The 13,756-nt window shown below is 66.6% G+C and carries 15 protein-coding genes; 10 read left to right on the forward strand and 5 right to left on the reverse strand.

Annotation, left to right across the window (positions count from 1 at the left end; translation table 11 throughout):
• Both OA56_RS03850 and OA56_RS03855 read left to right on the forward strand, forming a co-directional pair.
• On the forward strand, positions 1-953 hold a 953-nt coding region (locus tag OA56_RS03850), incomplete at its 5' end, for an HpcH/HpaI aldolase/citrate lyase family protein (RefSeq protein ID WP_461583561.1).
• A gap of 50 nt (positions 954-1,003) precedes the next feature.
• Positions 1,004-2,248 carry a lytic murein transglycosylase gene (locus OA56_RS03855; protein WP_141055898.1) on the forward strand — a complete coding sequence of 415 codons (1,245 nt, stop codon included), beginning with the start codon at positions 1,004-1,006 and terminating at the stop codon, positions 2,246-2,248.
• Between the two features lie 172 nt (positions 2,249-2,420).
• Here OA56_RS03855 and OA56_RS03860 read toward each other — a convergent pair whose 3' ends face one another.
• Positions 2,421-2,624: a cold-shock protein gene (locus tag OA56_RS03860; protein WP_028874475.1), complete on the reverse strand. Its 204-nt coding sequence runs from the start codon at positions 2,622-2,624 to the stop codon at positions 2,421-2,423.
• A gap of 176 nt (positions 2,625-2,800) precedes the next feature.
• Entirely contained in the window at positions 2,801-3,202 is a 402-nt protein-coding gene (crcB, locus tag OA56_RS03865) for a fluoride efflux transporter CrcB (protein WP_461583563.1), read from the reverse strand.
• A 57-nt stretch (positions 3,203-3,259) separates the two neighbouring features.
• Here crcB and OA56_RS03870 point away from each other — a divergent pair, with 57 nt between their 5' ends.
• Both OA56_RS03870 and OA56_RS03875 read left to right on the forward strand, forming a co-directional pair.
• Entirely contained in the window at positions 3,260-3,559 is a 300-nt protein-coding gene (locus OA56_RS03870; RefSeq protein ID WP_072247953.1) for a nucleotidyltransferase domain-containing protein, read from the forward strand.
• Positions 3,556-4,020, forward strand: coding sequence for a hypothetical protein (locus tag OA56_RS03875; RefSeq protein WP_461583565.1), 465 nt, complete (start codon positions 3,556-3,558; stop codon positions 4,018-4,020). The genes OA56_RS03870 and OA56_RS03875 overlap by 4 nt, the downstream gene beginning before the upstream one ends.
• On the opposite strand, the gene OA56_RS03880 is transcribed toward OA56_RS03875, so the two are convergent.
• Genes OA56_RS03880 through OA56_RS03890 form a run of 3 tightly spaced genes read right to left on the reverse strand, consistent with a single transcriptional unit; the run spans position 4,017 to position 9,056 of the window.
• On the reverse strand, positions 4,017-6,476 hold the full coding sequence (locus OA56_RS03880; protein WP_055423845.1) for a Lon protease family protein: 2,460 nt from the start codon (positions 6,474-6,476) through the stop codon (positions 4,017-4,019). The genes OA56_RS03875 and OA56_RS03880 overlap by 4 nt on opposite strands.
• Before the next feature lie 9 nt (positions 6,477-6,485).
• Positions 6,486-7,793 (reverse strand): homoserine dehydrogenase, encoded by a 1,308-nt coding sequence (locus OA56_RS03885; protein ID WP_055423854.1) that lies wholly within the window; start codon positions 7,791-7,793, stop codon positions 6,486-6,488.
• A gap of 9 nt (positions 7,794-7,802) precedes the next feature.
• Positions 7,803-9,056 (reverse strand): pyridoxal phosphate-dependent aminotransferase, encoded by a 1,254-nt coding sequence (locus tag OA56_RS03890; protein ID WP_461583656.1) that lies wholly within the window; start codon positions 9,054-9,056, stop codon positions 7,803-7,805.
• Between the two features lie 197 nt (positions 9,057-9,253).
• On the opposite strand from OA56_RS03890, the gene OA56_RS03895 reads away from it, so the two are divergent.
• The 6 genes from OA56_RS03895 (at position 9,254) to OA56_RS03920 (ending at position 13,747) form a co-directional block, all read left to right on the forward strand.
• Complete coding sequence (locus OA56_RS03895; protein WP_055423844.1) at positions 9,254-9,622, forward strand: Mth938-like domain-containing protein; 369 nt, start codon at positions 9,254-9,256, stop codon at positions 9,620-9,622.
• A gap of 17 nt (positions 9,623-9,639) precedes the next feature.
• Entirely contained in the window at positions 9,640-10,107 is a 468-nt protein-coding gene (locus tag OA56_RS03900; protein ID WP_461583568.1) for a peroxiredoxin, read from the forward strand.
• Between the two features lie 21 nt (positions 10,108-10,128).
• Positions 10,129-11,535 (forward strand): PhoH family protein, encoded by a 1,407-nt coding sequence (locus OA56_RS03905; protein WP_461583570.1) that lies wholly within the window; start codon positions 10,129-10,131, stop codon positions 11,533-11,535.
• Positions 11,536-11,625: 90 nt separating this feature from the next.
• Positions 11,626-12,213, forward strand: coding sequence for a GspH/FimT family pseudopilin (locus tag OA56_RS03910; protein WP_461583572.1), 588 nt, complete (start codon positions 11,626-11,628; stop codon positions 12,211-12,213).
• 11 nt (positions 12,214-12,224) lie between these two features.
• Positions 12,225-12,746, forward strand: a complete 522-nt coding sequence (gene pilV, locus OA56_RS03915) for a type IV pilus modification protein PilV (protein ID WP_461583574.1) — start codon at positions 12,225-12,227, stop codon at positions 12,744-12,746.
• Entirely contained in the window at positions 12,743-13,747 is a 1,005-nt protein-coding gene (locus OA56_RS03920; RefSeq protein ID WP_461583576.1) for a PilW family protein, read from the forward strand. The genes pilV and OA56_RS03920 overlap by 4 nt, the downstream gene beginning before the upstream one ends.
• Positions 13,748-13,756 lie beyond the last annotated feature (9 nt).

Here is a 13,756-nt window from a genome sequence, read left to right on the forward strand (position 1 = left end):
AACGCCAGCTGCCCGACATCCCCGCCGTCGACCACTACGCCGGCAGCGAGAAGTTCATGCGCCGGGCGCTGGCCTTGCAGGCCGAGATGGGGCCCGTGTTCGACGTCACGCTCGATTGCGAAGACGGCGCACCGGCCGGCAATGAAAAGGCACACGCAAAGATGTGCGCCGAGCTCGCCGTCTCGAGCGAAAACCGCCACGGCCGCGTCGGCGTGCGCATCCACGATCTCACCCACCCGCACTGGCTGCGCGATCTGGAAACCATCCTGCCGATCGCCGCAGGCCGCCTTGCCTACCTCACCGTGCCCAAGGTGCGCTCGGCGCGCGACGTGCGCACCGTGCGCGAAGCGATGCGCCCGCTGTTGCCGCCCGGCACTCGGCCCCCGCCGCTGCACGTACTCATCGAAACGCCGGAGGCGCTCGCCGAAGTCGCGCGCATCGCCCATGAACCGGGCGTGGAATGCCTCGATTTCGGTCTGATGGATTTCGTCTCTTCGCACCGCGGCGCGATCGGGGCAGAGGCGATGCGCTCGCCCTTGCAGTTCGAACACCCCCTGATCCGCCGCGCCAAGGCCGAGATCGCCGCCGCCGCGCACGGTGCGACCATCGTGCCGGCGCACAACGTCTGCACCGAGCTAGAGGATGCCTCCCTCGTCTATGCCGACGCACATCGCGCCCGCACCGAGTTCGCCTTCCTGCGCATGTGGAGCATCCATCCCAACCAGATCCGCCCCATCCTCGAAGCGATGCAACCCAGCGCGGCAGAGATCGAAGACGCGGTGCGCATCCTCACCGCAGCCCAAGACGCCGCCTGGGGTCCGATCCGCGATGCGGGCCACCTTCACGACCGCGCTTCCTACCGCTATTATTGGGCCGTGCTGCAGCAGGCGCGGCGCACCGGCATCGCGCTCGCCGACGAAATCCTGCATCGATTCTTCGGATCCGAATCGTGAACCGCCCGCCCTTTTTCGCGCCACGGCGCTTTCCACGCTGGCTCGTCCCCTTGCTTCTGGCGCTGCCGGTGGCCGGGGCCAACGGGCAATCCTATCCTTCGCTTTCCGCGGAGGAATTCCGCGCCTGCCTCGAGCGCCTCGCCCCCGAAGCCGAGCGGCGCGGCATCCCGGCCGAGCGCTTTTCCGCCCTCACGGCCAGCCTCAGCCCCGACCCGAGCGTGATCGCCCGGCTGGATCGTCAGCCCGAATTCGTCATCCCCATCTGGCAGTATCTCGCCAACCTCGTCGATACGCGCCGCATCCAGACGGCGCAGGAGAAGCTGCACGAGAATGAAGGCTTGCTGCGCTACGTCGAGGCCACCTACGACGTCGATGCCGAGCTCGTCGTCGCCTTCTGGGCGGTGGAGAGCAATTTCGGACAGAATCTCGGGCGCGACGACCTGCTGCAATCGCTCGCCACCCTGTCGTGCTTCGGCCGGCGGCAGAGCTATTTCCGCCCCGAATTCCTCACGGCGGTCGACATCCTCGAACGTGGAGAAACCGGCGCCGAGCGCCTGCGGGGTTCCTGGGCCGGCGCCTTCGGACAGACCCAGTTCATGCCCAGCACCTTCGCGCGCTACGCCGTCGACTTCGACGGCGACGGCAAGCGCGACCTCTATCATTCCCTGCCCGACGTTTTCGCTTCCACCGCCAACTTCCTGAAGCAAGCCGGCTGGCGGCGCGGCGAACCCTGGGCGATCGAAGTCGTACTGCCGCCCTCGTTCGATGTCCAGCTCGCAGGGCGCACGAAAAAACGCCCGACGAACGAATGGCTCGCCATGGGTCTTCCCCGCGCCGACGGCAAACCCTGGCCGCGCACCCTACCGGAAAAAGCCGCCCTGCTCTTGCCGGCCGGCCGCCAAGGCCCGGCGCTTCTGGCCTTTCCCAACTACGACGCGATCTTTCGCTACAACGCGGCCGAATCCTATGCCCTGGCGATCGGGCTCCTCTACGATGCGCTGAAAGATCCCCTGAAAGCCGCCCGCTTCGATCCCAAGCAGCCTTTCGTGCAAGCCTGGCCCACCGACGACCCGCCGCTCACCCGTTCGGAAACGCTGGAGTTGCAAGAACGTCTCTCCACCCTGGGCTACGATCCGGGCACCATCGACGGCGTGGCCGGCGCCCAGACGCGGGAGGCACTGAGCCGTTTCCAGCAGGAATGCGGCGGCCAGGCACTCGAAGCCGATGGCTGGCCCGGCACGAAGGCGCTGGAGCAGCTGCGGCGCTTCGAAGGTGGCTGCAACAAAACGCACTGAAACCAAAGCAGGCCCATTGCGCTTCGCTTCGTTCGCCGTGATCAACTCATGGAAGTGTTTTCACCTCTAAGAGTGCGCCCGTGCCGGGCGCACGCATAAAAAAAGAAGCCACCCAATCGGGTGGCTTCTCTGCTGCCAGGCGGTCCAACGTCCCGCCGCGGCGGGGCAGACGTCAGGCCTTCTGAATGTTCGACGCTTGCTTGCCTTTCGGCCCTTGCGTGACTTCGAAGCTGACTTTCTCGCCTTCCTTCAGGGTTTTGAAGCCCGGCATGTTGATCGCGGAGAAATGCGCGAACAGATCCTCACCGCCGTCATCGGGGGTGATGAAGCCGAACCCTTTGGAATCGTTGAACCACTTGACAGTACCAGTTGCCATGATGAAGCTTCCTTCGTTACTACTTTATTGAAACGGGCCATTCGACCCACGGTGTGCCGAGCAGGAATCGCGAATCTCCGCAAGCGGTGAAGACGATGCGCGCTTCGAACACTGTCGCTACGATACGCGCCTTTTACGCCGGCGTCAATACATTTTTCCCTGCGTGCAGAATTTTTTTACGCCAGCGCCCGCAGCATCCTCACGATGGCGAAACCGCCTGCCGTCGCCAGGAGCGATCCGCCCACGTGCAGCGCCAGTGCGACGAGCGCGAGCGCGAGGCGCCCGTGCTGCAGCAAGGCGAAGACTTCGGCGCTGAAGGTAGAGAACGTGGTCAGGCCGCCACAGAATCCCGTGATGAGGAAGAGGCGCCACCCCGCCGGAATCCCCGGCCAGGCCGAAAACGCCGCGATCGCCGCGCCGATCACGAATCCGCCGATGAGGTTCGCCGCGAGCGTGCCCGGTGGCAGTTCGGGAAACCAGGCATTGAGCCGCACGCCCAGCTGCCAGCGCAGCAAAGCCCCCAGCGCCGCCCCCAGGGCAATCGCCACGGCCTGCGTCACGACCCCACCGCCGCTCATCGCCCGCTCCTCGCCGTCGGTTGTCGTTCAGCGGATTCCGCTGCTATCATTCGTGACATGCGACTCACTCCCGCCCAAATCGAGCGTATCCGTTCCGTCGTCGCCGATCTGGCTGGAGCGCAGGCCACCGTGCGGCTCTTCGGCTCCCGGCTGGACGACTCGGCGCACGGCGGCGATGTCGATCTGCTCGTCGAAGTCGTAGAGCCGGTCGCCGAACCGGCCCTACTCGCCGCCCGCATCGCGGGCCGGGTAAGCCGCCTGCTCGATGGCCGCAAGGTGGACGTCGTGCTCGCTGCGCCCAACCTGAAAGAGCTCCCGATCCATCACGTCGCCCGCCGCGCAGGAATCGTTCTGTGATCGCCGATCATCGCGCCGCCGAGCGTCTGCAGCAGTTGCTGCAACTGGCCGAACGCGAGCTCGCCCATCTCCTCCTCACCGACCGGCGTCTCTTTTCCGAACCTTTTACCCCTGTCCGAGCAGTGCAACTCGAAAGGGATCCGGACCTCGCCGAACGCGTCGATGCATTCGTCGCCCGATTCGGGCGCCTACAAGATACGCTGGGCGACAAAGCTCTGCCCACTTATCTCGTCGCGCACGGAGAGCGCATCGCCACCTTCATCGACAACCTCGACCGCGCCGAACGACTCGGGTTGATCCGCGATGCCCAACAGTGGATGGACATGCGCAAATTGCGCAATCTCATGATTCGCGAATACGTCGAGGATCCGGCAGTGCTCGCCTCGGCGCTGCAAGCCGCCCACGCCTTCGTGGCCGAGCTCGCCGCCGTCGTCGAACGCCTGCGCTCGGCCGCATCCTAATCTCTTTCCTCTTTCCCCTGCCGGCGCCAACGCCTGCGCAGCGGCGTTCCCTCGCCGGCGGCGGCATGGATCTCGGCCATGCGGCGCAGCTGCGCCGCGACTGCCTCGTTCACCGTGCGTGCTCGCCCGGTGGGAATGCGCCCGTCGGGTGCACCGGCGGGGAGGCCGGTGAGCAGGGCCATCGCCTCGTCCACCGTCTCCACCGTCCAGATCGAGAAACGGCCCGCCCGGACGGCCTCGACCACTTCCTCGCGCAGCATCAGATGGCGCACGTTGCCCCGGGGGATGATCACCCCCTGCTCGCCGGTGAGTCTCCGGCGGGCGCACAGGGCGAAGAACCCTTCGATCTTCTCGTTCACGCCGCCGATCACCTGCACCTCGCCAAACTGATTGACCGAGCCGGTCACCGCGATTCCCTGGGCGAGCGGCAGGCCGGAGATGGCCGACAGCAGGGCGCACAGCTCCGCGAGCGAAGCCGAATCGCCCTCGACGAAGGCGTAGGATTGCTCCATCACCAGGCTCGCCGACAGCGACAGCGGCTGATGGCGGCCGAAGCGCCCGGCAAGGAAAGACGCGAGGATCATCACCCCCTTGGAGTGGATGGCCCCGCCGAGCTCGGTCTCGCGTTCGATGTCGACGACCTCGCCCTCGCCGCCCAGGCGCACCGTGGCGGTGATGCGCACCGGATAGCCGTAGCTCTGATGCGCGACGTCGACCACCACCAGGCCATTGATCTGCCCGGCACGCGCGCCCTCGGTGGTGATGAGCAGCTCCCCCTCGAGCATCGCCTCGATCGTCTCCTCGGCGTGGCGCGCAAGGCGCCGCTCGCGCGCGCGGACCGCCGCGCATACGTGCGCCGCTCCAATCTCGTGCGCCCCCTCGGCGTGCGCCAAGGCGTCCGCCTCCCGCAGCAGATCCACCAGGGTTCGGGTACGCAAGGTCAGCCGATGGGCGTGTTCGGCCTCGCGGGCGGCCTGATCGAGCACGGCCGCGAGCGCCGCGGCCGAGGGCGGCCGCAAGGCGTTCTCCCGCGCCAGATGCAGCAGCAAGCGCGCCAGTCCCGCCTCGGCCTCGGGCGTGCGCGGCACGTCGTCGGCCGCCTCGGCCGGGATCTTGAAGAGATCCTGGAAGTCGTCGTCCAGATCGAACAAGGTATGGAAGGTATCGGCCGAACCGATGAGTATCACCTTGAGCGGGCAGTCGATCGGCTCGGGCTCCAGCATACGGACGCTGCCCCAACCGGCCGCCTCCGGAGGCGGTTCGATGCGCACCTCGCGCCGCTGCAGAGCGCGCTTCAAGGCGTCCCAGGCCGCCGGCTGGGCGAGCAGACGCTCGGCATCGAGCAGGAGGAACCCGCCGCGCGCCCGCGCGAGCGCCCCGGCGCGGATCAGCTGGAAATGCGTGATGCGCTCGCCGAGCTGCTGCAGCGTCTCGACCCAGCCCACGAGGTTGGCATAGCTCGGGTTGTCTTCGAACACCACCGGCGCACCCTCACCGGCCTCGTGCGCCACCAGCACGTGGATCTGGTAGCGGATGAGCGGAGAAAACGCCGGATTGCGTCCGCCCTCTTCCTCGTCCTCCAGCCACTCGCGCTCACCGTCGAGGATGTCCTGCTCGATCTCGTCGAGCAGGCCGATCACCGCGGACAAACCGGCGTATTTCTCCCGCAAAGGGGTGAGCAGGTGCCGCACCACCGGTTCGAGCGCCTCGCGCTCGGCGCGCCGGATCGCGGCATAGAGCGCTTCGCGCCAGGCGGGGAATTCGTCGAGCACTTCCACGAGGCGCTGGCGCCAGCGCTCCACTGCCTGTTCGATGCGCGCCTTCTCCTTGGCCGGCAGGGCTTCGTAGCGCTCCGGTTCGAGCGGCTCGCCCGCCTCGTCCACGGGGACGAAGGCCCAACCATCGCCGGTCTGCAGCAACTTGAGCCGATCCTCGGCGCACGCCTGCACGATCGCCTCGATCGCCCGGCTCTCGCGCTCCTTGTGCGCCGACTCCAGCGCCTCGATCCGTTCCTGATGGGCTTTCGCCTCGAAGGCCGCGTTCACCGCCGGTTCGAGCTGGCGCGTGAAATTCTGCAAGTCGTCGGAGAGCACGCGCGCCGTGCCCGCGGGCAACTTGAGCAGGCGCGGGCGCTGCGGGTCGGAGAAATCATAGCGGTAGGCGAGGTCTTCCGGCGCCGGTAGGCGGCGGGCCGTCTCCCCGATGTGATGCAGCGCGATCGCGTGTCGCCCCGTGCCCGGCAGACCGAAGAGGAACACGTGATAGCCACCCACGTGATTCATCGCCAGAGCGAAGCGCAGCGCTTCCTCGGCCCGCTCTTGCCCCAGCCCCACGGGCACCGTCTCGCCCGGCTCGGCCAGCACCGCCGCGATCGCGGCCGGATCCGTGACCCGGCGCAAAGACTCGGCCGGCAGGCGATGGCGCGCCCGCGGCATTTCCCCGTCGAATTCGTCCATCGCGCGCCGTCAGTCCGCCAGCGGTTCGATGCGCAGCCGCGTGACGGCCCCCTGCACCGCCGGCAGCGTTTCGATCGCCGCGATCGCCCGGTTCATCGCTGCCTCGCACGCCTCGTGCGTGGTCATCACGATCTCCGCCCGGCCGCAGGCCGGCGCCTTCTGGATCATGGCCGCGATGGAGATCTCCTCGGCAGCGAGCACGCGGGTGATCTCCGCGAGCACCCCGGGCCGGTCGGCCACCGCGAGCCGCAGATAGGAAGCGGTACGGCACTCCTCGATGGGCAGCGCCGCCACTTCGCGCACCTGATCGGGCTGGAAGGCGAGGTGCGGCACCCGGTGTTCGGGATCGGCCGTGTGCAGCCGCGTGACGTCGACCAGATCGGCGATCACCGCACTCGCGGTGGGCTCCGCCCCTGCCCCTTTGCCGTAGAACATCGTCTGCCCCACCGCGTCGCCCTTGACCAGGACCGCGTTCATGGCGCCGTTGACGTTGGCGAGAAGGTGATCGGCCGGCACCAGGGTGGGATGCACCCTCAGCTCGAATCCGCCTTCGCGGCGCTTGGCGATCCCCAGCAGTTTCAGACGATAGCCGAGCTCCTCGGCATAGGCCACGTCGCGCGGCTCGATCCGGGTGATCCCCTCCACGTAGGCGCGCTCGAACTGGATCGGCACGCCGAAGGCGATCGAGGCCATGAGCGTGGCCTTGTGCGCCGCGTCGATTCCTTCCACGTCGAAGGTCGGATCGGCCTCGGCGTAGCCGAGCTGCTGCGCCTCGGTGAGCGCCTGGGCAAAGGTCACGCCGCGCTCGCGCATCTGCGTGAGGATGTAATTGGTGGTGCCGTTGATGATACCGGCCACCCACTCGATGCGGTTGGCGGTGAGGCCCTCGCGCAGCGCCTTGATGATGGGGATGCCGCCGGCCACCGCCGCCTCGAACGCCACCATCACGCCCCTCTCCTGGGCCCGGGCGAAGATCTCGTTGCCGTGCACGGCAAGGAGCGCCTTGTTGGCGGTGACCACGTGCTTGCCCGCCTCGATCGCCGCGAGCACGAGCTCCCTGGCGAGGGTGTAGCCGCCGATGAGTTCGACCACGATGTCGATGTCCGGCGCGCGCACCACGGCGAAGGCATCGTCCGTCACCTCCGCCGCCCCGGCGGTGAGCGCCCGGGCGCGCTCCACGTCGCGGTCGGCCACCCGCGTGATGCGGATCGGCCGCCCGGCACGGCGCGTGATCTCCTCGGCGTTGCGCTGCAGCACGCGCCACGTCCCGCCACCGACGGTCCCGATCCCCAACAGCCCCACCTGCATCGCCTTCATCGTCATTTGTCATTTATCCTTTTTCGCTGAACCCATCACCACCTGATGCCGTCGCCGGTAGCGCTCCAGAAAGCGCTCGATGCGCCCGATCGACTCGTGCAGATCGTCGACGTGCGGCAGGAATACGATGCGGAAATGATCCGGTTGCGGCCAGTTGAACCCCGTGCCCTGCACCAGCAGCACCTTTTCCTCCTCCAGCAACTGGAGGATGAACTCCTGATCGTCGGCGATCGGATACACCTTCGGGTCCAGCCGCGGGAACATGTAGAGCGTCGCCTTGGCCTTGACCACCGACACGCCGGGAATCCGGCTCAAGAGCGCATGCGCCGTGTCGCGCTGGCGCGTGAGCCGCCCCTGCGGCGCCACCAGATCCTGGATGCTCTGATACCCGCCCAAGGCGGTCTGGATCGCCATCTGCCCCGGCACGTTGGAGCACAGACGCATCGAGGCGAGCATGTTGAGCCCCTCGATGTAATCGGCCGCGTGCCGCTTCTCGCCCGAAATCACCATCCAGCCGGCGCGATAGCCGCAGGCGCGGTAATTCTTGGACAGCCCGTTCATCGTGATGAAGAGCACGTCGTCGGCGAGCGAGGCGATCGAAGTGTGCGTGTTGCCGTCGTAGAGCATCTTGTCGTAGATCTCGTCGGCGAACACGATCAGCTGATGCTCGCGCGCGATCTGCACGATCCCCTCCAGGATCTCGCGCGGGTAGAGCGCGCCGGTGGGGTTGTTCGGATTGATGACCACGATCGCCTTGGTATGCGGCGAGACCTTCTTGCGGATGTCGGCCAGATCCGGCAGCCAGTCGGACGCCTCGTCGCACAGGTAATGCCGCGGCTTGCCGCCCGCCAGGCTCACCGCCGCCGTCCACAGCGGATAATCGGGCGAGGGCACCAGCACCTCGTCGCCGTGCTCGAGCAGCGCCTGCAGGCTCATCACGATGAGCTCGGAGACGCCGTTGCCCAGGATCACGTCCTCCACGTCCACCCCGGCGATCCCCTTCTGCTGCGTGTAGTGCACCACCGCCTTGCGCGCCGAGAAGAGCCCCTTGGAATCGGAATAGCCCCCTGCCTCGCGCAGGTTGCGGATCACGTCGACCACGATCTCCTCGGGCGGCTCGAAACCGAAGGGCGCGAGGTTGCCGATGTTGAGCTTGATGATCTTGTGGCCGTCTTCCTCCATCTGCTTGGCGCGCGCCAGCACCGGCCCGCGGATGTCATAGCAGACGTCGTCGAGCTTGGACGATTTCAGGATACGGCGCAAAGACGGCGGCGCGGCCTCGACCACCGCCTCCGGCGCTTCTTTCTCCGTCTGCCCCTGCCGTACCGGCACCACGTTTCCGCTGCGCATTCCCATGTTTGCGTCCTCGCACGAAAGCGCCCGCCTTGCCCGGCCGGGCGCGAAACGGTAATCTTAGCCAAAAATTACCGCCTTGCGGCAATTTCCCCGGGAAGAAGATCATGGAATTTCGCCTCGAGCAGCCCCGCGACATCCGCCTCGTCACCGCCCACGGCCCCGGCTGGGTCGAGATCGACCGCCAACGCCACGAAACCAACCTCATCCTCACCCCCGAAACCGTCGCCCCCTGGTTCGAGGGCGGGTTCGATGCGCTCGACGAACCGGCGCTCGAACCCCTCCTCGCCCTGCGCCCCGAGCTCGTGCTGATCGCCACCGGCGCCACCCTGCGCCGCCCCCCCGTGCCGCTGCTGCGCCGGCTCGCCGCCGCCGGCCAAGGTTTCGAATTCATGACACTCGCGGCCGCCTGCCGCACCTATAATGTCACCGCCAGCGAAGGCCGCCGCGTCGTCGCTGGCCTCATCCTCACCTGATACGGCAGGAGACGATCATGCTCGAACCCGGCACCCTTGCCCCCGATTTCACCTTGCCCGCCACCGGCGGCCAGGAAATCACCCTCTCGGCCCTGCGCGGCCGCCCCGTCGTCCTCTACTTCTACCCCAAGGACAACACCCCCGGCTGCACCAACGAAGCCATCGCCTTTCGCGACCTCACCCCCGAATTCTCCGCCCTCGGCGCCGTGATCCTGGGCGTGTCGCGCGACAGCGTCAAATCCCACGAGAACTTCAAGGCCAAGTACCAGCTCCCCTTCGAGCTCGTCTCCGATCCCGACGAGATCGCCTGCTCCGCCTACGACGTCATCAAGAACAAGACGATGTACGGCAAACCCGTGCGCGGCATCGAACGCTCCACCTTCCTCATCGGCCCCGACGGCCGCATTCTGCACCTGTGGCGCGGCGTCAAGGTCGACGGCCACGCCCAGGAAGTACTCACCGCCCTGCAAAAAGCCCTCGCCTGAACATCCGCCAAAGGACCGTCGATGCCCCGCCGCCGCCCGAACGCCGCCGAACGCAAGCTCTACGTCATCGACACCAACGTGCTCATGCACGACCCCACGGCGCTCTTTCGTTTCGAGGAACACGACCTCTTCCTGCCCATGGTGGCGCTCGAAGAGCTCGACACGCACAAGAAAGGGCTCTCGGAGGTGGCGCGCAACGCCCGCCAGGCAAGCCGCGCGCTCGAAGCCATCGTCAGCGGCCGCGAAGCCTCGCTCGCCGAAGGATTCGAGCTTGCCGGCCCCTCCGGCGGCCAGGCCACGGGCCGGCTCTACCTGCAGACCGAAGCGCTGGAAGTGGAACTCCCCACCAGCCTGCCGCTGTCGCGCGCCGACAACCAGATCCTCGCCGTGGTCAAGGCGCTCGCCCAGCGCCTCGCCCCGCGCCCGGTGATCCTCGTCTCCAAGGACATCAACCTGCGCATCAAGGCCCGCGCGCTGGGGCTCGCCGCCCAGGATTACCGCAACGACAAAATCCTCGAAGACACCGACCTCGTCTATCCCGGCGTGCGGGCGCTGCCGCCCGACTTTTGGGAGACGCACGCCAAAGGGCTCGAATCCTGGCGCGACGCCGGCCACGACTGGTACCGCATCCAGGGGCCGATCGTGCCCGAGCTCCTGCTCAACGAGTTCGTCTACCTCGAAGGGCCGCAGCCGCTCGAAGCCCGCGTCGTCGCCTTGGAAGGCAAGCGTGCCGTGCTGCGCACCCTCACCGATCGCCGTCACGAGAAAAACGCCGTCTGGGGCATCACCGCGCGAAATCGCGAGCAGAACTTCGCCTTCGACCTGCTGCTCGACCCCGAGATCGACTTCGTCACCCTCCTCGGGCAGGCCGGCACCGGCAAGACGCTCCTCACCCTTGCCGCTGCGCTCGCCCAGACCTTCGAGCAGAAGCGCTACACCGAAATCATCTTCACCCGCACCACCGTGCCCATCGGCGAAGACATCGGCTTCCTGCCCGGCACCGAAGAAGAAAAGATGACCCCCTGGATGGGCGCGCTGGAAGACAACCTCGAAGTGCTCCTGGGCGGCACCCACGAAGGCGGCGACTGGGGCCGCGCCACCACCGGGGATCTCGTGCGCAGCAAGGTCAAGGTGAAGAGCCTCAACTTCATGCGCGGACGCACCTTCGTGCGCAAGTTCCTCGTACTCGACGAGGCGCAAAACCTCACCCCCAAGCAGATGCGCACACTCATCACCCGCGCCGGCCCCGGCAGCAAGGTCGTGTGCATGGGCAACCTCGCCCAGATCGACACTCCCTACCTCACCGAAGGCAGCTCGGGGCTCACCTACGTGGTCGAGCGCATGAAAGGCTGGCCCCACGGCGGCCACGTGCTGCTGTCGCGCGGCGAACGCTCCCGGCTCGCGGACTATGCGGCGGAGGTGTTGTAGCCCCCACATCTCATCGGATCGGATTGCTTCATCTTGCATTCCTGCTCGGACAGCGTCATAATAAGCCGCAATGTCGACAAGGAGTAGGGAATGCGCCAGCCATCCCGCCACGCAGCGGGGTTCACCCTCGTCGAACTGATGGTCACGATCGTGGTGCTCGCGATCCTGCTCGCGATCGGCATCCCGGCGTTCGCCTCCCTCATCGCCTCGAACCGCCTCACCTCCGCCACCAACGAACTCATCGCCTCCCTGCAAGCAGCGCGCACCGAAGCACTGCGCCGTAACGCCCGCGTCACCGTCTGCCCCGCCGCCCCCAACGCCAACGCGTGCTCCGGCGCCTGGCGCGACGGCTGGATGGCCTTCGTCGACCAAACGCCAGGCAATGCGCCCGCCCCCGAGAGTGCCAACGACATCCTCTTTCGCGGCGGTCCCTTGCCCACCGGCATCGTAGCCGTGGCCAATGCCCCGCTTTCTTCTTACGTTTCCTTCAGCGCCGACGGCATGAGCAAACAGCTCAACGGCGATTTTTTCCCCGACACCTCGATCCTGCGCGTGTGCTCCACCAGCACCGCGCTCACGGACGACCGCCGGGCACGCGACATCCACCTCATTGGCTCCGGCAGAATCATCCTCGATCCCAACCCGCCCAGCGTTCCTTCGACCTGCCCGTCGCCCTGAGGATCCACGCCATGCCTTCCGTTTTTCGCCCCTCACGACAGCGCGGCTTCAGCCTGCTCGAAGTGCTGATCGCCGCCCTCATCTTCGCCATCGGGTTACTCGGGCTTGCCGGCCTGCAGGCCCGCATGCTCGCCGCGGCCAACTCCAGCTATGAACGCTCCGCGGCCGTCATGTCCGCCTATACCATCCTCGATGCCATGCGCGCCGCGGTGATGAGCACGACGGACCCAGGAACCCGCTCTACCCTCGCTGCTGCCTACGTCTCATCGAATTGGCGCTGCTCTTCCCCCAGCGGATCGACGCTCCCCCTCGCCGACCTCAAAACCTGGATCGACAGCATGCGCGGCACCTCGACCAATCTTCCGCTGGTACACCCTTCCGCCTGCGGCCGCGTCGTCGAGGTAGATGCCGCCACCTTCACCTACCGCGCCGAAGTCTGCTGGGACGACAGCGCTGGCGGTGACAACACCGACGGCGGAAACTGCCTCGGCGGCAAACCGGCCACCATCATTTCGGTCACGAGTCGTCTATGAAAATCCCCTCCCATGCTTCCCGGCATCAACTCGGCCTGACCCTCGTCGAGCTCATGGTCGCCCTCGTGCTCGGCCTCGTCGTCATCGGCGCAGTCGTCAATCTCTTCCTCACCAACCGGCAGACCTACCGCACCACCGAGAACCTCGCCCGCATGCAGGAAAACCTGCGCATCGCCTATGAGCTGATGGCCCGCGACGTGCGCGAAGCCGGAGCCACGGCCTGCGGCGCCACGAACATCGCCAACGTACTCAATGGAACATCCCCCACCTGGAGCTGGCAAGGAGAGACCCTCATCGCCTCCGCCCCCGGAGCAACGCTTCCTTCATTCGCCCCGGACAACGTCGCCGCCGGCAGTCCCGTGCTCTCCATCGCCAAGGGCAGCGATCCGACCAATGAAATTCACGTTACCGATCATGAGCCGGCATCAGCCACCCTTACCCTCTCCTCTACCACCGGCCTCGAGAAGGAAAACATCTTGTTCGTGTGTGAAGGGCCTGACGCCGCCATCTTCCAGGCGACCAACGTCAACAGCAGCAGCCTGAAGGTCGTCCACGACAGCGGCAAAAACGCCGACCCCGGCAACTGCACCAAGTGCCTCAGCACCCCCGTCGTCTGTGAAGGCGGACACGGCGCACCTAAACCCAAGGACTGCCGCAATTTCACCGGCGGCACCCTCCTGAAATTCCAGCGCATCCTTTGGTACGTCGGCACCAACGACCGCGGCGGCACCTCTCTCTACCGCAAAGTCGTCAACAACGACCTCGACAAAAACAAGGACAAGGGCGTGGAAATGGTTCCCGACATCGACCAGCTCACTCTGAGTTTTCTCGTCAAGAATGACACGACCTACCGACCCATCGCCAGCGTCACCGCCTGGCAAAACGTAGTGGCGGTACGCATCCTGGTACGCAGCGTCTCCACGGACAAAATCGGCACCGACGGTCAACCCCTGCGCCGTGAATACCCCTTCACCATCGCCCTGCGCAACCGCCTGAACTGAGGTTCCCGC

The organism is Tepidiphilus sp. HLB4 (genome assembly GCF_054823945.1).